24 protein-coding genes are annotated in these 25,590 nt (G+C 48.9%); 10 read left to right on the top strand and 14 right to left on the bottom strand.

The features are described from left to right. Positions 1–129 precede the first annotated feature (129 nt). On the top strand, positions 130–318 hold the full coding sequence (locus tag H6F51_22740; protein ID MBD1825291.1) for a CsbD family protein: 189 nt from the start codon (positions 130–132) through the stop codon (positions 316–318). Positions 319–428: 110 nt separating this feature from the next. Here H6F51_22740 and H6F51_22735 read toward each other — a convergent pair whose 3' ends face one another. After that, positions 429–1,376: an apocytochrome f gene (locus H6F51_22735; protein ID MBD1825290.1), complete on the bottom strand. Its 948-nt coding sequence runs from the start codon at positions 1,374–1,376 to the stop codon at positions 429–431. A 31-nt stretch (positions 1,377–1,407) separates the two neighbouring features. Then, the gene (locus tag H6F51_22730) at positions 1,408–1,947 is read right to left on the bottom strand and encodes a cytochrome b6-f complex iron-sulfur subunit (GenBank protein MBD1825289.1); all 540 of its coding nucleotides are present in this window, start codon (positions 1,945–1,947) and stop codon (positions 1,408–1,410) included. A gap of 263 nt (positions 1,948–2,210) precedes the next feature. Between H6F51_22730 and H6F51_22725 the strand changes: the two genes are divergently transcribed. The 7 genes from H6F51_22725 (at position 2,211) to H6F51_22695 (ending at position 9,156) form a co-directional block, all read left to right on the top strand. Then, positions 2,211–2,528 (top strand): DUF3067 family protein, encoded by a 318-nt coding sequence (locus H6F51_22725; protein MBD1825288.1) that lies wholly within the window; start codon positions 2,211–2,213, stop codon positions 2,526–2,528. A gap of 65 nt (positions 2,529–2,593) precedes the next feature. Then, a complete protein-coding gene (locus H6F51_22720; protein ID MBD1825287.1) occupies positions 2,594–2,866 on the top strand; it encodes an HNH endonuclease in 273 nt (90 codons plus the stop codon). Continuing rightward, entirely contained in the window at positions 2,863–3,801 is a 939-nt protein-coding gene (locus H6F51_22715) for an SIS domain-containing protein (protein ID MBD1825286.1), read from the top strand. The genes H6F51_22720 and H6F51_22715 overlap by 4 nt, the downstream gene beginning before the upstream one ends. Before the next feature lie 85 nt (positions 3,802–3,886). Continuing rightward, positions 3,887–4,849, top strand: a complete 963-nt coding sequence (locus H6F51_22710) for an S-layer homology domain-containing protein (protein MBD1825285.1) — start codon at positions 3,887–3,889, stop codon at positions 4,847–4,849. 77 nt (positions 4,850–4,926) lie between these two features. Beyond that, positions 4,927–7,506: a leucine--tRNA ligase gene (locus tag H6F51_22705; GenBank protein ID MBD1825284.1), complete on the top strand. Its 2,580-nt coding sequence runs from the start codon at positions 4,927–4,929 to the stop codon at positions 7,504–7,506. 67 nt (positions 7,507–7,573) lie between these two features. Next, the gene (locus H6F51_22700) at positions 7,574–8,599 is read left to right on the top strand and encodes an agmatinase family protein (protein ID MBD1825283.1); all 1,026 of its coding nucleotides are present in this window, start codon (positions 7,574–7,576) and stop codon (positions 8,597–8,599) included. A gap of 56 nt (positions 8,600–8,655) precedes the next feature. After that, positions 8,656–9,156 carry a hypothetical protein gene (locus H6F51_22695; protein ID MBD1825282.1) on the top strand — a complete coding sequence of 167 codons (501 nt, stop codon included), beginning with the start codon at positions 8,656–8,658 and terminating at the stop codon, positions 9,154–9,156. Between the two features lie 58 nt (positions 9,157–9,214). Here H6F51_22695 and H6F51_22690 read toward each other — a convergent pair whose 3' ends face one another. Together H6F51_22690 and H6F51_22685 are read right to left on the bottom strand one after the other, a co-directional pair. Next, positions 9,215–10,057: a carbonic anhydrase gene (locus H6F51_22690; protein MBD1825281.1), complete on the bottom strand. Its 843-nt coding sequence runs from the start codon at positions 10,055–10,057 to the stop codon at positions 9,215–9,217. 13 nt (positions 10,058–10,070) lie between these two features. Then, entirely contained in the window at positions 10,071–13,544 is a 3,474-nt protein-coding gene (locus H6F51_22685; protein MBD1825280.1) for a DUF4912 domain-containing protein, read from the bottom strand. 201 nt (positions 13,545–13,745) lie between these two features. On the opposite strand from H6F51_22685, the gene H6F51_22680 reads away from it, so the two are divergent. Further along, complete coding sequence (locus H6F51_22680; GenBank protein MBD1825279.1) at positions 13,746–15,461, top strand: PAS domain-containing protein; 1,716 nt, start codon at positions 13,746–13,748, stop codon at positions 15,459–15,461. 35 nt (positions 15,462–15,496) lie between these two features. Here the strand turns inward: H6F51_22680 and H6F51_22675 are convergent, their stop codons facing one another. The 9 genes from H6F51_22675 to H6F51_22635 all read right to left on the bottom strand — a co-directional run bounded on the left by H6F51_22675 (position 15,497) and on the right by H6F51_22635 (position 22,940). Further along, on the bottom strand, positions 15,497–16,597 hold the full coding sequence (locus H6F51_22675) for an ABC transporter ATP-binding protein (protein MBD1825278.1): 1,101 nt from the start codon (positions 16,595–16,597) through the stop codon (positions 15,497–15,499). A 20-nt stretch (positions 16,598–16,617) separates the two neighbouring features. Continuing rightward, a complete protein-coding gene (locus H6F51_22670) occupies positions 16,618–17,499 on the bottom strand; it encodes a carbohydrate ABC transporter permease (protein MBD1825277.1) in 882 nt (293 codons plus the stop codon). Positions 17,500–17,501: 2 nt separating this feature from the next. Then, a complete protein-coding gene (locus H6F51_22665; GenBank protein ID MBD1825276.1) occupies positions 17,502–18,407 on the bottom strand; it encodes a sugar ABC transporter permease in 906 nt (301 codons plus the stop codon). A gap of 3 nt (positions 18,408–18,410) precedes the next feature. After that, the gene (locus H6F51_22660) at positions 18,411–19,721 is read right to left on the bottom strand and encodes an ABC transporter substrate-binding protein (GenBank protein ID MBD1825275.1); all 1,311 of its coding nucleotides are present in this window, start codon (positions 19,719–19,721) and stop codon (positions 18,411–18,413) included. A 503-nt stretch (positions 19,722–20,224) separates the two neighbouring features. Continuing rightward, positions 20,225–20,419: a hypothetical protein gene (locus H6F51_22655; protein MBD1825274.1), complete on the bottom strand. Its 195-nt coding sequence runs from the start codon at positions 20,417–20,419 to the stop codon at positions 20,225–20,227. A 326-nt stretch (positions 20,420–20,745) separates the two neighbouring features. Beyond that, complete coding sequence (locus tag H6F51_22650; protein ID MBD1825273.1) at positions 20,746–21,279, bottom strand: hypothetical protein; 534 nt, start codon at positions 21,277–21,279, stop codon at positions 20,746–20,748. A 132-nt stretch (positions 21,280–21,411) separates the two neighbouring features. After that, complete coding sequence (locus tag H6F51_22645) at positions 21,412–21,615, bottom strand: phycobilisome linker polypeptide (GenBank protein ID MBD1825272.1); 204 nt, start codon at positions 21,613–21,615, stop codon at positions 21,412–21,414. A 291-nt stretch (positions 21,616–21,906) separates the two neighbouring features. Next, positions 21,907–22,392, bottom strand: a complete 486-nt coding sequence (gene apcB / locus H6F51_22640) for an allophycocyanin subunit beta (protein ID MBD1825271.1) — start codon at positions 22,390–22,392, stop codon at positions 21,907–21,909. 62 nt (positions 22,393–22,454) lie between these two features. After that, positions 22,455–22,940 carry an allophycocyanin gene (locus tag H6F51_22635; protein MBD1825270.1) on the bottom strand — a complete coding sequence of 162 codons (486 nt, stop codon included), beginning with the start codon at positions 22,938–22,940 and terminating at the stop codon, positions 22,455–22,457. Between the two features lie 364 nt (positions 22,941–23,304). On the opposite strand from H6F51_22635, the gene H6F51_22630 reads away from it, so the two are divergent. Further along, positions 23,305–25,254: a CHASE3 domain-containing protein gene (locus H6F51_22630; protein ID MBD1825269.1), complete on the top strand. Its 1,950-nt coding sequence runs from the start codon at positions 23,305–23,307 to the stop codon at positions 25,252–25,254. Here H6F51_22630 and H6F51_22625 read toward each other — a convergent pair. After that, on the bottom strand, positions 25,204–25,422 hold the full coding sequence (locus tag H6F51_22625; GenBank protein MBD1825268.1) for a hypothetical protein: 219 nt from the start codon (positions 25,420–25,422) through the stop codon (positions 25,204–25,206). The two genes, H6F51_22630 and H6F51_22625, sit on opposite strands and share 51 nt — an antisense overlap. Positions 25,423–25,590 lie beyond the last annotated feature (168 nt).

Genomic DNA, 25,590 nt, shown 5'->3' with positions numbered 1-25,590 from the left:
CTGTGGGCGTAAAGCTGCCTTTTGTGCTTCAACCTTCAGTTAGAGTACAACGACCTGACAAAACGGTTAAATTCGACACAGTTGGTAGCAATACCACGAAATAACTATCTAAAACGCTAGGTGAAAATTATGAGTTTAGAAGATAAAGCTAAAGCTACTGCTAAGAACGTTGAAGGAAAAGCTCAAGAAGCTATGGGCAACGTGACCGGAGATCCGGGTGACAAGATGGAAGGTAAAGCAAAGCAAGCTGAAGCAGGCGTTCGCCACGCGGCTGAAGATGCGAAAGATTCCGTTAAAGATGCGGTTGATCGCGCATAGTTTACCTCTACCCCAATAACCTCCAAGACGCTCGATCGAGCGTCTTTTTTTGCAACAAAAAACTGGGACGAATGATTCATCCCAGTTGATTCAATTTGAAGCGTGTGAAGTTAGAAATTCATTTCGGCAGCTTGAACGCGCTCGACTTGTTTCTTCTTCAGCACCAGCATGATTTGGGTCAGCGTGACGATCGCAAAAAACGCCAACAGTCCCTTCACGCGATCGGGGCTTTGCAGCACGATTTCTTTATCCACTTGACCAAATCCACCCACATTCGGGTTATTGGTCAACGGATCGCCTGCTTTCACCGTGTCACCCTGAGCGACAAGCAAGTCAGGACCTGCGGGAATCTCGTCGGTAACAACGGTTCCATTCTCTTCAGTGATTTGGACGTTGTAGCCGCCTTCTTCGGTCTTGTCGATCGCGCTAATTTGACCGGAAACCGAAGCGTTATAAACCGCGTTGTTGCTCTTTTGTCCGGTCGGATAGACTTGTCCGCGTCCCCGGTTGCCACCCACCTGAACTGGATATTTTCCGAAGCGCAGGGATTTATCAGCATTCGGATCAGGAGACAGCACCGGAAACTCGATTTCTTGATACTGTTCACCCGGAATCGGGCCGACGACCAACCAGTTCGGATGAGCATCGCTGTACGGCTGGATATAGAGTTCTTCCGCTTTTGCTTTCTGCTCTTCGGTCATGCGGTCTTCGGGAGCTAGCTTAAAGCCGTCCGGCAGCATCAACACTGCACCCACATTCAACGGCCCTTTAGTGCCGTCGCCTTGAACCTGCTGGACACTGGTGTCGTAAGGGATTTTTACGACCGCTTCAAATACGGTATCGGGCAGCACTGATTGAGGAAGTTCTAATTCCGTCGGTTTTGCGCCTAAGTGACAGTTCGCACACACGATCCGACCCGTGGCTTCACGCGGATTTTCGTATTGTTGTTGAGCGAAGATCGGGTACGCAGAAGCGGCTTGGGGCAGGGCAAAACTTCCGGCGAGTAGGGTTGCGATCGCAGCTAAAGTGACGATCGCTTTTCTTAAAGTATTTCTCATCTGTAGTCCACTCTGTTGTGCAAGGTTCAAATTAAGTCCACCAGGGAGCGTCGCCTGTACGGAAGTCAGTTTCCGTCCAGGGCGTAAACGAAATCTTGTCGTTTTCGACGTTTGCGTGAACCAGTGCCAGAGATAGCGGAGCAGGCCCGCGCACAACTTTTCCGGTGTTGTCGTACTGCGAGCCGTGGCAGGGACACATAAATTTGTTTTCGTTGGCGTTCCAGGGTACAACGCAGCCGAGGTGAGTACAAACGGCGTTGATGCCATAGTTCTCGATCGAGCTGTCGTTCGTCACCACGACATAGGTTGGATCGCCTTTTAGCCCTTGAGCGAGATTGCGATCGCCGGCGGGATGCGATTTCAGGTATTCGCTGACAACGATATCGTTACCGAGCGCGTCTTTTGCCGTGACACCCCCGGATGCGCCGCCCGATGAAGGCGGAATAAAATACTTCACGACTGGATATAAAGCACCGAGCGCCACCAACGCTTCAGAGCCAAACATCAAGGCGTTCATAAATTGGCGACGACCCATGCTTGGGACATCAGAAGATTCAGATAATTGAGCCATGACTTCTTCTCTAGGGATTGCGAATGGGAGATGACAAAAGATTTCGCGCAGAACTGATTGGAAAGCCCTGTGTTTAAATCAATTTACATGGAGAGTGCTACGTTTCGACGCTCCAAGTTGATTCGGGCGAATGTCCGGAGATCCCTTAGAGTCGGCAGTGTGTAGCGTTTCTAAGGTGTATTATACATTTCTTGACATTCACATTAGCGATACGAGACTGTGGGATTAATTAACGAAATGTTACAACCTATGTTTTCGCCATCATGACGGGACAAGAACTTCGGCAAATTCTTTTAGATAAGTGGGGGCGATCGTATGACATTCAGGTCAGGCGGACGCGGGGGAAGTTTTTTGTTCAAGTGATGTGGAAGTATCTGGAGCAGTTGTCGTTTCCGTTGTCTGAGGCGGAATATTTAGAGCATTTGGATCAGGTAGCGGAGTATTTGGCGGGTTGGGGCGCGACGGAGCAGTTTCGCGCTTATGTCGAGAAGACTCGCGAACGTCCGCGTCAGGGAAAAGCGGTGAGTGTACCGATTGAGCTTGGCGATCGAGCTTCGGAATGGTTACTGGAAGATTTTTAGGATGTATCAGCACGACAACTTTAGAGTCTTGTCGTTACCCTGGAAGAAAGACAACTCTTCTAGCTATGCCTTGTCAGCTTTGCGATCGTGATGTTCCTATCCTCACCGAACATCATTTAGTTCCGAGACAACACACCAAACGCAAAAAACTCGATCCGGGTGAAACGATCGACATTTGCCCCGCTTGCCATCGCCAAATTCATGTCTTATTCGACAATCGCCGACTGGCAGAAGAATTGAACACGGTTGATCGATTGAAGTCAAATCCCGAAATGGCGAAATTTCTCGCTTGGGTACGCAAACAAAATCCCGATCGTAAAGTGAGCGTAAAACGATGACTCATTTCATGCTGAAAGAAATTCACGAGCAACCCGATGTAATGCGGCAATTGCTCGATCGCTCAATGTCAATTTCGTTTGAGCAGGTCGATCGCATTAATATTCTTGCGTGTGGAACTAGCTTACACGCGGGCTTAATCGGACAATTTCTATTCGAGCAAGTGGCGAAAATTCCAACACAAGTGCGATCGTCATCTGAAGCGCTGTTTGCTCCACTGATTGAAACGCCGGATACCGTTACGATCGCACTCACGCAATCCGGCGAAACCGCAGATACGATCGCAGCATTACAAACGGTTCAATCTAGACGAATCGCAATTACGAATGGAATTGATAGCACGATTACAAAGCAAGTTGACCACACGATTTATACCAGCGCAGGTGAAGAAAAGAGCGTTGCAGCAACCAAAACATTTACAGCACAGTTAACGATTCTATATCAGCTTGCATTTGAAGCTGCGCAACAGAAAGATCAGCTTGAACGGCTTCGGCAAATTCCACAACAGATGGAAGTAATTTTGAAACAAAATACGATCGCTCAAATTGCCCAAAGGCTGAAAGACACTCGTAGCTTGATCTTGATTGGAAGCGGGATTAACACCGCGATCGCGCTCGAAGGCGCATTAAAACTCAAAGAAGCTACCTACACTCATGCAGAAGGATACGCAGCCGGAGAATTTTTGCACGGCCCGATCGCGCTTTTAGATCCGCAAATTCCCACCATCGCGCTGCATCCAGAAACTGCAAGAAAAACCATTGATCGCATTCGTGCGAATCAGAATCCTGTGATTGAAATCCCAACTGCTTCAATTCCCGAACTCTTTACGCCTTTTCTAACCATTGTGCCGTTGCAACTTTTGGCGTATGAGTTAGCAATCCTGCGTGGGATAGATGTTGATCGACCCCGAAACATCACAAAATCGCTCACAACTTAATTTCTCTGGGTCTGATAGCGCGATCGTCGAAATTGCTTTAGGATTTGGAGAAATAAACTCTGATCAAAGCATACGCTTTAATAAAATGACTTCACCTCCAGATCCGCGCCGCCGCCTAACTTCCGATGAACTCATTGCCATGTTTGTTGCTTTCGTCAGCATTGGAAGCATCTTTTTCTGGGCAACTCGACAACCGGGAACAGGCTTTGATATCGGTTCGCTGCTTTCAAATTCTCCACAGCCTGCACCTTCTCCGCTCCTTGCTTCACCCGCACCCGACCCCGATCGCGCGATCGTCACCACGCCCCCCAACCCCCAAGCGCCCCCTGTTCCACAACCTGAAGCCACCAGCACTCCTCAGCCAAACACTCAAACCTTTGTTCCAGTCGCTCCGATCGGCGCTGCTCCATCTCCGAGTCCTAGCAACCTGCCGAACCTCGTTCCCTCTCCCACAACACCGCCCGAAGCTGCAAAGCCAATCACAGGATTTAAGGATGTACCGAGTGATTTTTGGGCAGGTGCTTATATCGGAGAACTCACGCGCCGCAATATTTTGAGTGGATTTCAGGATGGAACGTTCAAACCGAATGAGCCGATTAGCCGCGCTCAGTTTGCGGCACTGTTAGGTAAGGCATTTGGTAAGCCGAAAGAGCGGGGAGGTATTGCGTTTCGAGATGTCCCCGCGAATTTTTGGGCGAGATCCGCGATCGATGATGCCATTCAAACAGGCTTTATGAGCGGTTATTCTGAGGGCGTGTTTCGACCGAATCAGCAAATCCCACTCTATCAACTGCAAGTAGCCTTAGCATCTGGTCTGAAGCTGCAACCGCCAACCGCTCCAGCGCAGACCTTAGCGAAGTTCAAGGACGTGAACAAGTTGCCGGAATGGGCACAAGGCAGCGTTGCAGCAGCCGTTGAATCGGGTCTAGTGACCGGATTCCCCAGCGCTCAGCAGTTAACACCGAATCGAGTGGCAACACGGGCAGATGCAGCCGCTTTGCTCTATCAAGCACTGGTCAGAGAAGGAAGAATCACACCGACAAAATAAGCTACACCTCTACATCTCCTCATCTAGAATGGGTAAGCAGATAATTTTGCCCCATATTCGTATTCAGGAGTTGATTCGTGGAGTTCCGTTACACCCCCACAGAGATCGAAGCAAAATGGCAGCAAGCTTGGACAGATGCCGAGTTGTCCCAAACGCCTGAAACGAGCGATAAGCCGAAGTTTTACGCGCTGTCTATGTTTCCGTATCCCTCTGGCAATCTCCACATGGGGCATGTGCGGGTGTATACGATCGTCGATGTGATCGCTCGACTCAAACGAATGCAAGGATATCGCGTCCTGAATCCAATGGGTTGGGATGCGTTCGGGTTGCCTGCGGAAAATGCAGCGATCGAGCGCGGCGTTCATCCCGCGAAATGGACGTATCAAAATATTGATCAGATGCGCGACCAGTTGAAGCAGTTGGGCATCTCGTTTGATTGGACAAAAGAAGTAGCAACCTGTTCGCCAGACTACTATCGCTGGACGCAATGGATCTTTTTAGAGTTCTTTAAGGCAGGTTTGGCGTATCAGAAAGAAGCCACGGTGAATTGGGATCCGATCGATCAAACTGTATTAGCCAATGAGCAGGTGGATGCCGATGGACGGTCTTGGCGATCGGGGGCGAAAGTCGAACGGAAGTTGCTGCGTCAGTGGTTTTTGAAGATCACAGATTATGCAGAGCAATTGCTAACGGATTTAGACAAGCTGAAGGGATGGCCCGATCGCGTTAAGTTAATGCAGGCAAATTGGATCGGCAAGTCCACAGGCGCACAAGTGATTTTCACCACAGAAGCAGGTGACGAAATTGTTGTGTTTACGACTCGTCCCGATACGCTGTGGGGTGCATCGTTCATGGTGTTGTCGCCGGAGCATCCTTTAGTCGAGAAGTTGACGACTCCGGAACAAGCAGAAGCAATTCAGCAGTATCAAGAAGCGGCGGCAGCGAAAAGTGATATCGATCGTACCGATGAAGGTCAGGAAAAGACGGGCGTTTGGACGGGCAGCTCTGCGATCAATCCCGTGAATGATCAGAAGATTCCGATTTGGATTGCAGATTATGTGCTGATGGACTATGGAACAGGTGCAATTATGGCAGTTCCAGCGCATGATCAGCGAGATTTTGAGTTTGCGAAAAAGTTCGATTTACCGATCAAAGTCGTCGTTCAGCCCCCGGATCAAACTTTAGATGCTGCAACTATGACCGAAGCCTTTCCGGGCGAAGGGGTGATGGTGAATTCTGGTGTGTTGGATGGTGTTCCGGCAGGGAAAGGAAAAGGTCAGAGTGTTGAAGCAGCGATCGCATTCCTTGAATCGAAGCAAAAAGGGAAAGGTACCTCGAACTATCGCTTAAGGGATTGGTTAATTTCACGACAAAGATACTGGGGCGCACCGATTCCGATCATTCACTGTCCGAAGTGTGGTGCAGTTCCGGTTCCCGACTCTGACTTACCTGTTGCACTGCCTGAGAATGTTGAGTTCTCCGGTAAAGGCGGCTCACCGTTAACCCAGTTAGAATCGTGGCTGAATGTTTCTTGTCCGAGTTGTGGAACTGCTGCAAAACGCGAGACCGACACGATGGATACGTTTATCGATTCGTCGTGGTATTTCTTGCGCTATCCCGATGCTAACAATGATCAAGCAGTATTCGATCGAGCGATCACAAATGATTGGATGCCTGTGGATCAGTACGTGGGCGGAATTGAACACGCGATTTTACATTTACTGTATTCTCGATTCTTTACAAAGGTATTGCGCGATCGGGGTCTGTTGAACTTCGATGAACCCTTCGAGCGTCTACTCACTCAAGGTATGGTTCAGGGCAGAACTTACAAGAATCCAACCACTGGAAAGTATGTGCTTCCTGCTGAGATTAAAGATGCAACCAATCCGATCGATCCAGCAACCGGAGAAAAGCTAGAAGTTGTGTTCGAGAAAATGTCGAAATCGAAGTACAACGGTGTAGCTCCGGGTGATGTTGTCGACAAATACGGGGCGGATACGGCGCGGATGTTTATCTTATTCAAAGCACCGCCTGAGAAAGATTTGGAGTGGGAAGATGCCGACGTTGAAGGGCAATTCCGATTCCTCAATCGGGTATGGCGATTGGTGACGGAATCCGGCGTTGGTAGAGCGATTAATCGCGTCTCTACCAACGGCAATTTATCCAAACCTGAGAAAGATTTGCGTCGATCGATTCACACGGCAATCAAAGAAGTCACCGAAGATTTGCAGGGTGACTATCAATTCAACACGGCAGTCTCTGAACTGATGAAATTGAGCAATGCCTTAAGCGATGCTCAAAAAGATTCCCCAGTTTATGCCGAAGGCATTGATACATTGCTGCGATTGTTAGCGCCGTTTGCTCCACACATTGCTGAGGAACTGTGGCACACGATCGGACATTCCGACTCAATCCATACGCAGTCTTTCCCGATCGTTGATCCAAGTGCATTAATCGCCGATGAGAAAACGATCGTGATTCAAATCTTAGGCAAAACACGCGGAACGATCGAGGCAGCAACTGCGATCGCAGACAACAAAGCCGCATTAGAACAATTTGCGCGAGAGTCAGAGATTGCAAAACGCTACATCGAAGGCAAAGAGATTAAGAAGGTAATTGTTGTACCAGGAAAGCTCGTGAACTTCGTTGTGGCGTAGGAGGCGAACCTTTACCGGAACCGCAAACCTTTGGAAAAACGCTTCAAACTGTATAGGAACTTAAAAAATGACAGATTTACAGAACTATGATCCTAGTGGCATAGGTGTCATGGGTCGATTGTTTGGCTTGCCGTTTGACTATGACTCGGCAAAATTAATTGTGTTGGGTGTGCCCTGGGAAGTGACGGTTTCTTACAATGCCGGAACTGCGCGAGGTGTAGCAGCAATGCTGAACGCTTCGTCGCAGCTTGATTTGTATGACTTTGACAATCCAGACGGGTGGAAACAAGGAATCTTTATGCCTGAGATTCCACAAACCATTCTCGATCGCTCCGATCGACTCCGAGCGGATGCCGCGAAGATTATCGATCGCTTATCTATTGGAGAACAGCTAGATTCAGAACTATCTCAGTTACTCGAAACAATCAATCAAGCGGGTGAAACACTGAACCAATGGTTATTTGAACAGAGCGATCGCGCCCTTCAGCAAGGAAAACGAGTCGCAGTCGTGGGTGGGGATCATAGTGTGCCGCTGGGGTACTTGAGAGCGATCGCCCAACATCACGAGAATTTTGGCATTCTGCACATTGATGCTCATGCAGATTTGCGCCAGGCTTACGAAGGCTTCGAGTATTCGCACGCCTCGATCATGTACAACGTGCTGACACTGCCACAGATGACTAAGCTTGTTCAAGTTGGAATTCGCGATGTTTGTTTAGACGAAGTAAACCTAATTCGCGACTCTAACGGTCGAATCTCAACCTACTATGATTCGATGCTGAAACAGAAACAGTATGCGGGTGTGCCTTGGCTTCAAATTTGCCAGCAAATCGTGGCAGAACTGCCGCAAGAAGTTTATATCAGCGTCGATGTCGATGGCTTTGATCCGAAGCTTTGCTCGATGACTGGAACACCTGTGCCCGGTGGATTAGAGCTAGAGCAAGCTTTCTGTTTGTTCCGCGAAGTCGTTAACAGTGGACGTAAGGTGATTGGCTTTGATGTCGTTGAAATTGGGAATGCTGAATGGGATGGAAATGTTGCTGCCAGAACTCTCTACAAACTGTGCAATCTAATGGATTCATCCTTGCAATAGAGGAAAAGGTTATCTTTAAGTCTTAGTCTGATTCAGTACAGTGTCATTCCACTTGTATGTCCTGGAAAACGGTCTTTTCGTTTGCGCTGTTCGCCACACTGCTGACGATCGCGCTTGGTTGGCTCATCAGCATACGAGCGGTGCCGATCGCTCAAACCATTCACTTTAACGATGCAGAACGTCGTTTTATGGGAATTTGGATCTGGCTGGCAATCACGCTGGGGGTGATTCTTCCCGGCATTGCCTGGATAGTCTGGTTCAGACATCCCCAAATCCGCAAAATTCTGGGGCTTTATCTGTCTGCATTGATCATTCAAATTCTGACCGAGCAGATTTTTAGCAGCCTTGGATTTCCGAGTTTAGTTGTCGCGATCGGAACGGTTTACACTATCTTTCGCTTGTGGCAACTTTGGCGATCGCAACAACTCATCAGTCAGGCCTCTGGGAATGCTGTAAATCGCAAAGGAATGACTGTACTGCTATGGATTTTAGGCTTATTTTGGTGCAGCAATCTGATTATGCTGTCAACGCTCGGATGGTCTAGCGTGTTGAGTTAACTCTAGAAAGCGATCGCCCCAACTTTAGCGTTTAGAGCGATCGCGATTTTCTCAGCCTCTACTGCCGTCGAGCGGCTGAGCCGCGATAAATGCGATCGGCTTGTTCCGGCGACAGCCAAGGCATCGACTCAATGGGCACTTCAGCACGGACGGGCTCTGGCAAACGTCCGTTTCCATTGGAAACCGCAGGCACATCCGGGACTAACTCACACGCAACAGGCGGAGCGCTCGTTTTTGCGTACTGTTTGGGAGCCACTTCACCGCGCTCTCGGAGCGATAGCTGACTTTGCGGCGGAACATACGCATGAGTCTCCGGATCAAACGCGAGAACTTCCCCAGTTTCAATGTGATAAACCCAGGCAAAGATTTCGAGTTTGCGCTGGTACAAGCGCGAATGCACAACTGGATAGGTTTTGAGATTCTCGATTTGGGTGAGAACGTTTTCGGCGATCGTAATCTCTAACAGTTGTTCGCCGCTGTACTGGCTGTAATTTTCTCTCACCAATCGCCGCGTCGCTTCCGAATGCTTCAGCCAGTCATACACCAGCGGCATTTCTTCTTCAAGCTTGCCAAGCTGTAACAAGCCCTTCATCGCGCCGCAGTGAGAGTGACCACAGACAATAATTTGCTGAATATCCAGGGCATTAATCGCATATTCAACCGCCGCCCCTTCTCCACCGTTCGCCGCGCCATACGGTGGAATAATATTTCCAGCATTGCGAATGATAAACAGATCACCGATATCCGCTTGAGTAATCAAATTTGGATCAATGCGGGAGTCAGAGCAGGTAATAAATAGAACACGCGGTTTTTGACCGTGCGACAGTTCTTCTAGCTGATCCAGGTGTCGCGGAACGTAACTCTCTCGAAATTGTCGGTGTCCTTGAATTAACTTTTTCATCGCTCCCTTCCAGTTATGATTGCCATTCGTCAATGGCTTCGTCTTTGGTGTTGGTGTTTCGGCTTGGTGTCTCGCGGGTGAACTTCAGATGAATCGATCGCGTTTGCTCTCCATCTTTTGCCACTGCCAAGATCGGATAATCGATTAAACCATCTTGGAACGACATTTGGAATCGGAAGGTTCCGTCTGGATTGAGCGGAATCGTTTCGCCTGCGATCGTAACGATCGCATCCGGTTCCGTTGCACCATATACAATCAGTTCCGCGTCGGCAACCAGCCAGAATCGGCGGGGGCGAATCGGAATAGCACTGCCCGAGAATAATCCGGCTCCAGACATGCCAATCCCAGACATTCCAGAAATCCCGGAAGCAGTGGGGGGCAATAGTCCTGCACCAGACGGAAACCCGATCGAACGATCGACGGGAACTTGCTGCATAGAGCCAAAAATCGACCCTGCAATTCGCTGAAGTTCTGCACCTTGAGATAAATCGAATATCCGATCATACATCGCATTTGGGGCGACCACCAAATCGCGCTCCTCCAGAGGTGAGGGCAGCGTCAAGGGAGTTTGACCCCGCAAATTGTTGTCCCAAGGAACGGTTGCGAATTGATCGTACTCCCAAGTAGACGGATACACGGGCGGAATTCGGACAGGCAACGATCGCGCCAGCATCAGCCAGCGTCCGTCTCCGGCAACGTAACCGATTTCGACCAGGTAATCGCGATCGCTCACCGGGATGGGGAGATACCAATCGCGGGCGAGTTCATCACATTCAAATTGCTGTAAGTTATGCGGGCTTTGATGGGTTAGATCGAGATCGCTAACATCAGCCAAACGTAAAACGAGCGTTTGTCCACCTTGGCTACGCAGTTCTGATTTGTGTTCGTTGGGAATGTCCCAGTACGTATACGCCCATTGCGGATCACGGGGCATCAGCACGATTCGGCTTTCTCCATAGCCATCGGGTAATTCAGGTAAGCCTTCATCGACTGAGGCTAGCGTTTCGCTAGACAAATCCGTTTGTCCAAGATCAAATCGCGCTGCCTCGACATCGGTTTGACCCGCATCGCTCCGGGTTGCCAATCCTGCCGCAAGTCCCATTCCGCCTGCCGCAAGGGTAGTTGCGCCAACCCTCGTAGACGGTTCTTCAGCGATCGTATCGGTCTCATCGGCGCTCGTATCCATTGTCTCGAATTCATCGATTTCGAGATCCGTTCCCGCATCGATTTCAGAAAGTTCGGACGGAGGAATTCCCGGTTCAGGAGTCGTTGCTTCCACGATCGCAGCCTCATTCCCTACAGTCGATTCAGTGGCTCCGAGTCCTGAGAGTGCTGCTGCTCCACCGAATGCTGCAAGCCCCGGAATTACACTTTCAGAATCAAGCGTTCCAAGCGGATCGACGATCGTCGCTTCAGGGACAGCCGCATCTAAATCGAGTTGCACATAATCTACATCAGGGGCTGAAATTAGCGGAAGTTCGTCTACCGTGGGTGCGTCATCGAGATCCAGGTTGATCGAAGGCAGGTCGAGCGGTGCATCTTCGACCTCATCGAGCGGTTCGATCGTATCTAGAGACGTGAGGGATTCATCGAATGCGACTGGTGCTAGTTCATCGACGCTACTGGGTGCATCATCAAGGTTCAGTTCGATCGCAGGCTGATCGAGCGGAGCGACTTCGGCTCCTTCGAGCGGCTCGATCGCGTCTAAAGATGTGAGTGGTTCGGGTTCAGGCAGGTTATCCGATTCCTCACGCATCAAGGCGACGGCTCCAAGTCCAGCCATTCCCCCAAGCATTGCTCCCGTTGGCAAGTTAATTTCCGGGGGCGCTTCCGGGGGCTCAATCGTAGCGGAGTGCAAAGTTGGGGTGTCGACCGCTGGCATCTCACGGATTTCAATCAAGGGGCGATCGGGAACCGGAGTCGATTCTGCAATCACGGGTGGCTCGATCGATTCAAGAGATTCAGCGACGATGGCAGGTGGTTCTGCGGGAATTGCTGAGGCTTCAGGCGGTTCTGTCGGCTCTGCTTGATCGGACACCGAAGCGGCCCCCGCTCCTCCAACCGCAGCAGGAGAAACTGTGGGAGGTTGAACTTCTGCGATCGCGGCGCGATCAGAATTAATCACCGAACCCGCACGCGATGCCAGACTGCCATCTGAAGTTGAAGGATTCATCAGAGGCGGGGGGGGCGGTGGAGTGACAGGTCGAGGCGGGGGCGGTAGTTCTGTTGCCGCAGGGGTCGTTGCTTGCGCCGCGCTTCGCGTTCGACGACGCAGCAGCCAGCCGATCAAAAGTGCGGCAAGCCCCAACGGCAACAGCCACCAGAGCCAGCCCGGAACACCACTATCATTATTTTCGGAGTTAGTTGGATTTGTGGCGAGGGGCGCTGCACCCGATGCGCCAGATGTCGATGTGTCAGATGCTGATATGCCGGGAGTTGAACTGAGAGCCGTTGCGCCTGATGTGCCAGAAGTGCCCGGTGCTACCGTAGACGATGCGCCAACGGGTGAGCCTGCGGGGGCAGGAGACGATCCAGCACTGGCTCCCGCATTTAATGCGCCTGCGGTGGCGCTTCCTGCCGTCAGCACTGCATCTGAGTTGATGGCTAACGAAGCCGGATCGGTTTCAGCAGCACGAGCGGCTTCTACCCCTGAGTTGGAAGTCGTGTAGCCCAAGAATGCGGCTGCACCCGGAGAGGGATTCGCTCTATGAACGTAGTAAAAGGGCTGTGAAAAGGGATAGCGCGGATCAGTAGGTAAGGTGTTGTGCATCGGCACAATCCGCAGATTTGCCTGGTTTAAGACTTGATTTGCAGGTGCAAAGCTGAGTCCATCTTTACCGAGCTGCTGAGCCACGGCTTGAGTGCTATCTTCACCCGTCCGGGTTGCGGTAGAGCCAACTTGATAGGGTGTGTCGATGAAGATGGCATAGTTGCGAAAGGCAGTACGGGTATCGCTCAGGTCGGGTCGATCGATAAAGCGAATCCGTCCCGGTGTGCCGCCTAATTCCGACCAGTCCGTAATTTCACCCCGGACAATTTTCACAAACTGCGGTACCGTGATACTGCCTCTAAAGGGATTGTCTGGACTAATGATCAGCGCAATCTTGCCGCGTCCGACCGCAACGGGAATCAGCCCCTGATCACGCTCTGATTGCGTCAACGATCGCCCGATCGCGGCCAAGTCAACCCTGCCATCGCGGAGGGCTTGCAGTCCAACCGCACTCCCGGAATAGTTGAGATTGATTTTGCTGCCCGAAAATTGACTTTCAAATCGCTGTTTCAGCGCTTGATTAGTTGTCGCCATGCTGCTTGATCCCTCAATCTGCACGGTGGTTCCAGAGGGGACAGAAGACGGAAGGGGAAAGGTCGGCGGTGCGGTCTGAGCCAACGTTGGAGGGGCAATGATCGATTCGAGGGGTTTTGCTGCTGCAACCGTGGTCAGCAGTAGGGCAAAACCGAGCGCAGACGATTTCTGATTTGGCAACATTAATTCAAATGCCTCTTACACCAGTGCAGATTAAAATAGAATTTGCAACGTATTATATAGCGATCGTTCAAAGTCCGCTTCTGTCGATGTATGGGCGCACGTTAGCAAACCATACTGAATGTGATTTGCAGCACTCCTGGTCACGGTAGGACAGATGCAAAAATCGGGAACTTTGTAAAAAATCCTGTTAAAGATTTGGTGATGCGTATTAACGACCGGGATTACCTCGTTTCTAGTCAAGACGATCGCAGCTATCAACTCTTGCTAGAAGCGATTCCAGATATCATGCTGCGCTTGAATCGAGCAGGAGTTTGTTTAGATTTTCACGTTCCGCAATCGGTAGCGTTTCGGCTATTTAGCGCAGGAGTAGACTGGCGAGGAAAGTTTCTATGGGAAATTTTGCCGCCTCATCTGGCAGCCCAGCGTATGGTTTACGTAGAGCGAGCGATCGTCACGAATGAAGTGCAAGTCTATGAACAAGAACTCGAAGTCGATGGACAGTGGCAGTATGAAGAAGTGCGCGTGACGCGCTGCAATGAGCAGGAAGCTTTAGTGATTGTTCGCGATATTAGCGCTCGTAAGTATGCACAAATCGCACTACAGCGCAGTGAGGCCCGGTTTCAAAGACTTGCCGCGAATGTTCCAGGGGTGCTGTATCAGTTTCGACTATCACTGGAGGGTAAAGTCAGTTTTCCCTACATCAGCGCATACTCACAGGAGTTGTTTGAGCTAGAACCGGAGCAAGTTTATCGCAATTCCGATCTGCTCATGAATCAGGTTCATCCTGATGATCAAGTAGAGCTTTGGAGATCGATTTGGCACTCAGCCGCCACACTTCAGCCTTGTACTTGGTTAGGACGGCTTACTACTCCATCTGGTCGGCTAATTTGGATTCAGAAGCAGTCTAGACCAGAGCGACAGGCGGATGGATCAGTGCTATGGGATGGGGTCATTCTGAATATAACCGAAGGCAAGCTCAACGAAGAAGCACTACGTCGATCGGAAGCACAGCTAAGACAGCAAGCGATCGACCTCGAAAACACACTGCAAGACCTCAAACGCACTCAAACGCAACTTATTCACAGTGAGAAGATGTCTTCGCTGGGTCAGCTTGTGGCAGGCATTGCTCACGAAATTAACAATCCCATTAGCTTTATCTATGGCAATCTGTGTCACGCCAATGATTATTTCGCTGATATTTTTGACTTAATTCATCTCTATCAAAAACATTATCCGCAGCCGCATCCAGAAGTTGAGGAACAGATTGCAGCGATCGACCTTGAGTTTATTTCCAGTGATTTAGATAAGCTGCTGAATTCGATGCAGACGGGTGCAGAACGCATTCAAGACATTGTTTTATCGTTGCGGACGTTTTCCCGGCTTGACGAAGCGGCATTGAAGCGAGTGAATATTCACGATGGCATCGAAAGTACACTGACGATCTTGCAGAGTCGTTTAAATCAGGACTATCAGGGATACAAACTTAAAGTTACAAGAAATTACGCTGAGCTACCCAGAATCGAATGCTTTGCAGGTTCGTTGAACCAGGTGTTTCTGCAAATTATTACGAATGCGATCGATGCGCTAGAAGTGGCAATTCAAAACCCGCAATGGCTAGTGCATCATCCACAGCCAACGATCGAAATTTACACCGAGCAAGTCGATGCCGAGCAAGTCCAGATTCGGATTATTGATAACGGCATGGGGATTGCCGAATCAGAGCAGGCTCGAATGTTCGACCCATTCTTTACCACTAAGCCGATCGGTCAAGGCACAGGAATGGGGTTAGCCATGAGCTATCAGATTGTGACTCAGCAGCATCATGGCAGTTTGAAATGTCGATCAATTCCATTGCAGGGTGCAGAACTTGTGGTCACGCTGCCAATTCGACAGGTTGAGGTGCAATCTCAATTATGATCGCACCTCTTGTAATGATGCGTAACGATGCGTAACTATGCCGCGACTCGTGATTCGCTACTAGAAACACGATCGCCTGTGGTGGCATCAAACCAGTGAATATGCTCAACTGGGAACGCCAATCGCACAGTGCTACCATTGCTGAACCCAGAATGCACCGGCAGAATTGCCCGAACCTTCATTGGTTCACCAGACGCACTCTGAAGGTGGCAACTCACTAAGTCGTGCATTCCTAGGTTCTCAGTCAGAAAGACTTCGCCGTTAAGAACGGGTTCATTTTGACCTTGAGCCAGGTGTACATGCTCCGGACGAATGCCCAGCACCACTTCTCGCGCTGCATATCCACGGGGTGTAGGAATCCGAGTATTGCCAACGAGTGCGCTGCCATTGTCGCAAGGAACTCGCAAGAAGTTCATTTGCGGACTACCAATAAAGCCTGCCACAAATTCGTTGGCAGGATGACTGTAAATTACATCGGGTCGATCGAACTGTTGCAGATAGCCATTGTTCAGCACGGCAACTTTAGTCGAAAGCGTCATCGCTTCGGTTTGGTCGTGCGTCACATAAACGATCGGCGCATTTTGCGATCCGAAGAGTTGTTTCAGTTCTGCCCGGACATGTTCCCGCAACAGTGCATCTAAGTTACTGAGGGGTTCATCCAGCAAGAACAAATCAGGACGACGAACTAAGGTTCGCGCCACTGCTACCCGTTGCCGTTGACCTCCAGATAACTGTCCGGGTTTACGATCCATTAATTCATGCAAGCCTAGAAAATCTGCAACTTCCCGAATGCGCTCTTTGACTTCAGCGTGGGGCGTTTTTCGCAGTTTTAGCCCAGATGCAATGTTCTCGTAAACCGACATATGGGGATACAGCGCATAGCTTTGAAACACCATTGCAATGTTGCGATCGCCCGGACTCAAGCGGCTGACATCGTGACCATTGATCATCACTCGTCCGCTGGTGGGCTGTTCGAGTCCTGCAATCAGCCGCAAAATTGTAGATTTCCCGCAGCCTGATGGGCCTAACAGCGTGAGAAATTCACCTTGATTCACTTCTAAACTGATGTTTTTGACCGGAACAACCTTGGGAGTGTAAGCCTTTCTCAAATCAATGAGTTGTAGATTTTTAGTCATGATGTTTGATGTGATAAGAGTTATCCTTTAACGGCTCCAGCAGTCAGACCTTGAACAATGCGGCGCTGGAAGAACAGCACCAATAGCACGAGCGGAATCGTACCGAGAACCGTAGCCGCTGCGATCGGGCCAAACGGAATTTCAAACGGGGAAGCACCACCGAGTTGAGCACCTGCAACCGGAACGGTTTTCATGTCTTCGCGAGTGATAAACGTCAACGCAAAGATGAATTCGTTCCACGCAGAAATGAAGGTGAGAATTCCAGTTGTAACCAATGCTGGAATTGTCATCGGTAAGACCACTTCGAGCAGCATTCGAGGAGTGCTATAGCCATCAACTCTGGCCGCATCTTCGAGATCTTTCGGTAATTGCTGAAAGAAACTCCGCATCACCAAGATGGTTAACGGTAAATTGATCGCAGTGTAAGGAATGATCAGCGCGAGATAGTTATTACCGAGGTTGAGATAGCGAACGATTTCTAACAATCCAAAGAACAATAGAATTGGTGGAAACAATGTCACAATCAAAATGGTTGCGAGAATCCAACGTTCTCCCTGGAGCTTCAATCGTGCCAACGCATAAGCCGCAGGCGCACCCACGCCCAATGCCAAAATCGTTGAAGCAAAAGAAACGATCGCGCTATTGAAGATATAGTTCAAAAACGGGCGACGCTGGAACAGTTCGCGATAGTGATCCAGGGTGTAGCGTGTGGGAAAGTAGACGTTCGGAATTGCCGCAATATCAGCGTTGACCTTCACTGAAGTCAACAACTGCCACAAAATTGGGGCGAGGCAGAAGATAACGGTGAACGCGACCGCGATCGGCAAGATAATTTTGCGACCAATCTTCGCTCCACCGCTTGGCGCTCTACGATCAACGGATTCTGGAAATACAGTGGTCATAGTTAGATTTCTCCTGCGGCTTTGGCTCTAGATCGAGTGAGGAAGTACGACGCGATCGCGACGGCTAACACCAACAGTAAGAACGTCACAACCACCAGCGCTGCACCGTAACCGAAATCCAAATACCGCATTACAGTTGAGTAAATGTAAAGCGACACAGTTTCGGTTGCACCTCCTGGGCCACCACCAGTCATCACGCTGATCAAGTCGAAGATGCCAAACGATTGTGCAAGTCGGAATAACAACGCGATTACAACTTGCGGCATCAATAGCGGCAGAGTGATCTGCCGGAAGCTTTGCCAGGGGCTGGCTCCGTCGATCGCTTGCGCTTCGTACAAATCATTTGAAATCGACTGTAATCCAGCTAATAATAAGATGCTGATAAACGGAGTCGTTTTCCACACATCTGCCAGAATCACGGCAATCATGGCTAAGGTTGGATCGCCGAGCCAGTTCACACCCGTTTTCACAAGTCCCAAGCGCAGCAGAATATCATTCACAATGCCGTACTGGTCGTTAAAAATCCAAGTCCAGCCCAGTGCAATCAGCGCAGTCGGCAATGCCCAAGGGAGAATCGCGATCGTTCTAACTGTCCCCCGTCCCCGAAACTTCTGGTTCAGCACCAAGGCAATCCCCATCCCCAAAATCAATTCGAGGAATACAGAGGCAAACGTAAAGACGGTTGAATTCAGCATCGTGCGCCAAAACCGCCCATCTTGCGCCATTCGACCAAAGTTAGAAAGTCCTGCGAACTGTGGATTAAGTTGAGTTCCCAAGTTAATTGCGAACAAACTTTGCCAGAACGCTCTCAAAATTGGGTAAGCAAACACCAGCGCCAGGATGACCAATGCGGGAATTGTGAGGAACCACCCTGCGCGGCGTTCTCGTTCTCGAATGATGTCTTTCATCGGCTAAGCTCCTAACAGCGATCGCGTTTCTCGTGCTGCCGATTGCATCGCTTCTTCGGGTGAAATTTGCCGAGACAGCGCTGCATTCAAGTAGCGTTGCAAAATGTCTGAGGTTTGGGCATATTGCGCGATCGGGGGACGCAATGCCGGGTTTTCCAGAACTTTCAGAATCATTGGAAAGTATTCGTAGCGCTGAAGCAGTTCTCGATCGTTGTACAGTTCACGCCGCGTCGGTAAGTAGGCACCTGCGATCGCTAATTGCTTCTGAGCTTCTGGGCTGGTGAAGAATTGCACTGCTTTCCGGGCTTCTTGAGGGTGTCGGGTGGTGCTGGAAATTCCCAGTCCCCAGCCGCCTTGGCACGCTCCACTGCGTGCATCTGGCGCGTGAATCATTGGCTTAATACCAACTTTGCCGCGTACCGGAGAATCTTTGCCGTTCAGCAAATCCCAAGCGTAGGGCCAATTGCGCATAAATAGCGTGTTGCCATTTTGGAATAACCGTCGTGCATCTTCTTCGATGTAAGTGTTGACTCCTGGCGGTGAAACCCCTTGTTGGATTGTGCTGACCAGGAATTTCACCGTGTCGATCGCTTCAGGTCGATCGAGTCCCACTTCATTGGTCTGAGGATTGATCCAAAACCCCCCATTTCCTTGCAGAACTTCGATGAACATCGCCGATAGTCCTTCATACTGCCGACCCTGCCACACATAGCCCCACTGCGCTGCATCTTTCGATTGAACCGCCTTCGAGGCTTGCATCAAATCTTGGAACGTTTCCGGCGGCTTTAATCCGGCTTGCTGGAGTAAGTCCGATCGGTAGTAAAGCATTCCCACATCCGTCCGGTAGGGCAAGCGATAAAGCTTACCTTTATACCGTCCACCTTCGATGTCCCCCTTGAGGAACTTTCCTAGCTCTGGCTCTGGCAAGATGTCGGACATATCTTGCAGCCATCCTGCTGCGGCGAACTTGGGAACCCAAGTGATATCCATGTTAAGGAGATCATAAGGCGAGTCACCAAGCAAGAATGCAGAGGAATAGAGATCCTCAACTAAATTAGAAGAGTTCGGGCCTTCAACAATATTGATCTTAATGCCTGGGTTTTGCCGCTCAAACTCTGCAATTAGAGGTGGAAACGGCTTCACATCTGGAGCGGGAATCAAGATTGACAATATAACAGGCTGCTGCGCTCTTAGAGGAAGAACAACCAGCAGCGCAGTTAAGGCGAATGCAACAAAGGAGCTAACGATGCGAAATGTGAGCGATCGTCGCCAATATTGCACGAATTTATAGCGATATTCTTGTAGGAGTTGCATAGGCGAATTACCCTGCGATCGCGGTTTGAATTCGCGATCGTATTGCGTTGAGTAAATGGTGAATTGGGCAAAATTTGAACAGAAATCAAACGCTAAAACTAAGCATCTCTGTAGAAGTTCCAGCGTTCTAAATCATATGAATATGGCGATCTCGCCCTCATCTTCTTTAAGATGGATGAGCTTAAAAAGAATGTTAAGTTAGTTGAATAAGCCTATTAGTTTCTGATAATAACGAGAAGCTTCTGTCTTAATAGAAATTAGGCTTTAGCCATGTTGAGGAAGGCTCAAACAGCCCGAAGCACGCTTTACAGCTCGGTCTAATAATCACTATCAGCGACACAGATTCCCTGGCACTTAATTCCATTTGTCGCCGTGCGTTTACAGTGGGGGCAGAGCAGCGTATCGCTTTCGGATACTTGCTCAGTTTCTGCTTCAGTCGTGATTTGTGGCTCGTTCTTTTCGGGTTGAAGTTCGCTCGTCATAGAAGCAATTTTGCGATCGATCTAAACATAGCTTAACAAATAGCGCTTTTCAACGCTCAACACTTCAACGTCTTCGACTTTGCTATTGAATCTAGAACGATCACTAAACACCCGCACGTCCAACTCCGGACACCGCGCCTGAGCCAAGTCCGCCACCTGCCCATACAATCCCGCATTAAGCAACTCAAACCCCACAATCAAAACAATCCGCTTCATAGTTGATGAGAAAGAGAACGCCCCTTTATTGTACGGATTGTTTTCAAGCAGTATGGTGATTCATGCTTAGATAATGACTTACTGACCGTGCCCCGGCTTGCAATCTGCAAAACCTAACGCCTCCAAGTCTAAAAAACTTGCGATCGCCATCTCAAGCACTGCTTTGATCGGAAACCTAATTTCTTCCGATGGCGCGATCAGAGCCGATCGGATTCGCTCTGGTAGACGCTTTAAAATTGCTTCGGCATCAGTGCGAGAAAGTTGTTCTGTTTTGCTTCCATAAAGCTGTATTTTGGTAATCGTGCCACAATTATTCTCTAGTAGGCTTACGAGTGTAATGTTACTTGTGCATATCGTGAATATGATGTACCACACACTTTGAAGTTTTCAACTTTAACAATACAACCATACAAGTTTCTCTCATGGTGTTTTCCAGTAGAATCAAGAATTTCAAAACGGATAATCGGTCTAATTTCCTGCCGCCTCGAATCCTGATCTAGAACAAATGAAAAAAGACTTTCTGGGCACACAAATTTATAGGTTTCTGGCTGAATGTCTGAAGGCTTCAAGAGCATCGGTTTACGTTCATTTTCTTGCTCTGGAAGTAGTACACGGTTCTTCCTGCTACCTTCAAAGGCTAATCCAACATTTAACAAAACACTGGGCTGATTGCCCAAGTTTGCAAAAGCTAAATGTAGAACCAAGACTGTTTCGCTACTTGAATTACTTTCTGAAAACCAATTAAGTAAAGTAAGCTTTACTACTCGCGTCTTCGTAGAAACTGGAAATACAGGGTAAGCACAGATACAGTTAAAGAAAAATAGTAGAGCTAGAGCAGCTATTGTGTCACTCGTAGACATAAGCCATTGCGGGTATACATTTCTGCTTTGATCTTCCAATTAATGTAGAAAATGACCTTATGATCAACCAACAAAAAAGGAGGTCTAAAACCTCCCGCTAATGCTCAGAGTTAGCAAACATTCAGAACTCGCTTACGCCAGACCTGTATTCATGCCCTGTTTACCCGTAGCCAGTTCCACCTTCACAATCTTTCCACCCATTTTTTGGATGCGTTGCTGTTCTTTGAACCAGTTCTCGTAAGGGACAAGCTTGGTAAAGAACGTATTTTGCAGTTCGCGCTGTGTGCGAATCCGAGTTTGGCTCGGAACACAAGCGGTAATCTTGAACATTCTCATGGGATCTCTCCTAAAGATGAAGAAAGGCGCAGCAAAAAAAGTGCCTTGCAAGAGTTGAGTTTAGAAAAATCTCAAAAAGAGTCGATCGCCAATTCAGCTAAAAATAGCGGCTTAACACATTGGAACGATCGCCGGTTTCACAAAACCTCTGTTTAAAAGGTTGGAAGCCAAGAGTCAACATTAAATCGTAAAAGCTTAAATACGCCTCAACAACTTAATACTCACTCCAGACTTCCAAACCAGTCCGAAAGCTAAAGAACGAAGATCACTCCATTCTCAACCTTTCGCGAGTTAGCTCAAACCAGAGCTGATGTAGTCGAAGTAAACGCCCATTTCTTTACCAGCGTCAGAACCAACCAATCCAGCCGTGACTTCTTTCATAGCTTGGATCGATTGAACGGTAGCAGCAATGGGTACACCCAAGCTGTTGTAGGTTTCTTTCAATCCGTTGAGCACGCGCTCATCGAGGATCGAAGGATCTCCAGCCAACATTGCGTAGGTTGCATAGCGGAGGTAGTAGTCGAGGTCGCGGATGCAAGCAGCATAACGACGGGTGGTGTACATGTTTCCACCGGGGCGGGTGATGTCCGAGTACAACAAGGACTTAGCGACAGCTTCTTTGACGATCGCTGCTGCGTTAGCCGAGATGGTGGTCGCTGCACGAACGCGCAGTTCACCCGTTTGGAAGTAGCCTTTGAGCTTTTCGAGGGATGAAGAGTCAAGGTACTTACCTTGAACGTCAGAAGTATTGATTACCGAGGTAATTGCGTCTTGCATGGTTAAAGTTCCGTAAGTCGCGTGGTCTAGTTAAACAAGGAGGAAATCGATCAAGGCAGCAATTACTGCATTGCACCGATTACATAGTCGAAGTAAGCGCCAGCTTCGGAAGCATCATCCGAGGAGAGCAACGAAGCAGCCACGTTCTTCATAGCGCGAATGCCTTCTGCAACCGCAGGAATCGGAGTTCCCAAGGAGTTGTACATTTCTCTCACGCCGACGATACCGATTTCTTCGATCGGGGTTACATCACCTGCAACGATTCCGTAGGTTACGAGACGCAGGTAGTAGTCCAAGTCACGCAGACAGGTAGCGGTCATTTCTTCGCCGTATGCGTTTCCACCAGGAGAAACAACATCAGGACGCTTTTGGAACAGTTGATCACCTGCTTGCTTAACGATGCGCTCACGCGAATCGGTCAAGGTTTGTGCGATCCGCAGGCGGCGCTCACCCGTGGTGACGAAGCCTTTGATCCGATCCAATTCACCGGGGCTGAGGTAACGTGCCTCAGCGTCAGCGTTCACGATTGACTTCGTGACAATACTCATTGATGGATTCCTCCAAGGAAATGTAACCGAGTGTGTTTAAAACGGGAGTTCCCCAAATGGCTTTGCAAGTTTACGCGCTTGGAGCCGTGGCCTTCAGCTTCTCAGGATGTCTGAGGGCTGTCAAGCTTGAGATTCGTCAGAACTGCAATGAAGCAGTTCGGGCAACCTCTGTGACGCAAGCGTTTTGACTTAGCGACCTTCCGAAATTATTGTGCGGCATTGTGTTCACTATCCTGGTGAGTCTGAAACATTTTGTAATATCTTTACTCAGGATAGAGAACACACCTGAGAATCCGTCTTGTAGTAGACCCAGAGAGAGTACAGGCGGTGTAAAATCTGCCTCACGGTTGATTTGGAGCGCTACATGAAGCGGTCTTTTTCATGCAATGCCTCGATCGGCGCTTGGTGTTCACTTGCAGCCCTGGTCGGGATTGGAACGCTGTCCTACTCCACGTTGGCGGGATATCGCGAGGCGAAGCGGTGGGAAAATCACACACAACAGGTTTTGCTGACAACTCAATCTTTACTCTCACAGCTAAAGAATGCTGAGTTAGGGCAACGGGGATATCTGCTCACGCAGGATCGCCAATATTTACAACCGTATGAAGATTCGATCCAAACTGTCGATCAAACGATGGTTCGGTTGCGAAGTTTGACTAAGGATAATCTCAGCCAGCAGCAACGACTATCACGCATTAATCAATTGCTGCTCGATCGTTTTGCTCTAATCAGGAGAACGATTAAGTTAGCAGATGCAAATCAATTTGATCCGGCGCGATCAATTGTGAAGAGCAATCAAGGTCTATCTTTGATGACTGAGATTCGCGGGTTGATTAGCGAAATGCAGAATGAAGAAAACCAATTGTTAGAAGAGCGAGCGAATGCTGAGCGAAATCGGCTGAATACGATCGTGAGTCTGACGATTCCAAGCTGCTTGGCGATCGCGTTATTTCTTGAAGTTTTGGTCTTGCAGTTGCGGCGAAATTTAATTCAGCGTGAGTTAGCAGAGCAAGCTTTGCGTAAGCAGAATGGCAAGCTGAATTTGCTATACGATACAACGCGAGAGTTATTGTTAGCGGAAGATCCAATCTCGCTACTAGATAACTTATATGAAAGACTTTCAGCGCAGTTAGGCTTAGGGTTTTATATCAATTATTTAGTAACCCCTAGAAGGAATGGCGCTTCTCTAAAACTAGCTTCATCATATGGATTAACGGCTGAACAAAAGATAGATCTTCTAGAGCTAGAGCTCGGCCAGGCTGTATGTGGTCAGGTTGTACAGGATGGAATACAAATTTCTATTAGTGATGTTCAAAGTTCAGTTCTAGAAAAAACTAGTTTGATACGATCGCTGGGTATTACCGCTTACTCTAGTCAACCCTTGATTACCCAAGGAAAAGTGCTAGGGGTGTTGTCGTTTGGTAGTCGATCGCGGACTTCTTTTACACTTGAAGAACAAGAGTTAATGCAGGCAGCAGCAGATCAAGTTGCGATCGCAATCGATCGAGCGAATTTGATGAAATCGCTGCAAGATCGAAGCGAACAGTTAGCCAAGTCAAATCAAATTAAAGATGAGTTTTTAGCAGTTCTGTCTCATGAGTTACGAACACCATTGAATCCAATCTTGGGCTGGGTACAGTTGCTGCGTCAACGCAAGTTTGATTCATCAGTTGCCGATCGCGCTTTAGATATTATTGAACGGAATGCAAAGATTCAGATTAACTTGATTGACGATTTATTAGATATATCGCGAATTTTGAAGGGTAAGCTGGTACTAAAAAGTGAGCCTGTAGATTTACGGAATTCAATTCTATCGGCGATCGACACCGTTCAACTTTCCGCAGAAGCGAAAAAAATCTCAATTCAATTTATTAGTCCTGATGTGCCATACAGGGTTTCGGGAGACTCCAATCGACTTCAACAAATTGTCTGGAATCTACTTTCTAATGCCATCAAATTTACAGCAGAAAACGGACGAGTTGAAGTTGCACTATCCCAGAACGAAAGTGCTCAATCACGGACAGCCGAAATTACAGTTCGGGATAATGGGGTAGGCATCGCCCCTGAGTTTCTGCCGTATGTGTTTGATCACTTTAAACAGGCAGATGGAAGCAGTACCCGGCAGTTCGGGGGACTCGGATTGGGACTCGCGATCGCGCGCCACCTCGCTGAGTTGCAGGGTGGAACGGTGCGCGCCGAAAGCGAGGGAGAAAGGCAAGGGGCAACCTTTGTAATCGCATTACCCTTGGTAGAATCTGCCATTTCAGAACAGTTTAGCGGGCTTGAGAAACAGCCAGCCAACAAAGAAGAATGAAGCGGTAAAGAGTTGGGCGATATCTAATGCAGAGAGATAGCCGTCCATTAACGCGGCGATCGAGCGATCGGTAATGCCAAACAGCCAGGAGGAAATGCCGAAGATCCAAATTCCCGATCGCAGCCTTGAAAGGAACGTAGCCAGTTCAGGAGAGGGTTGACGAATCATAATGCGCTCTAAGGGGTGGGAGTGGGTTCATGCTGCTGTCTATGTTAAAAAATATTATAAACTCTTGCCATTATTCCCCGGATATACATTACGATTCTCTGACTTTAAGAGAGCGTGAAGTTCAGGATTGAAAACATCGGCAAAATCTTGCTTTAGAGACATCTCTTA

The sequence above is a fragment of the Cyanobacteria bacterium FACHB-DQ100 genome, assembly GCA_014695195.1.
Classification (GTDB): domain Bacteria; phylum Cyanobacteriota; class Cyanobacteriia; order Leptolyngbyales; family Leptolyngbyaceae; genus Leptolyngbya.
Note: the sequence above shows the minus strand (reverse complement) of the source record. Positions and strands in the feature narration are given on the sequence as shown.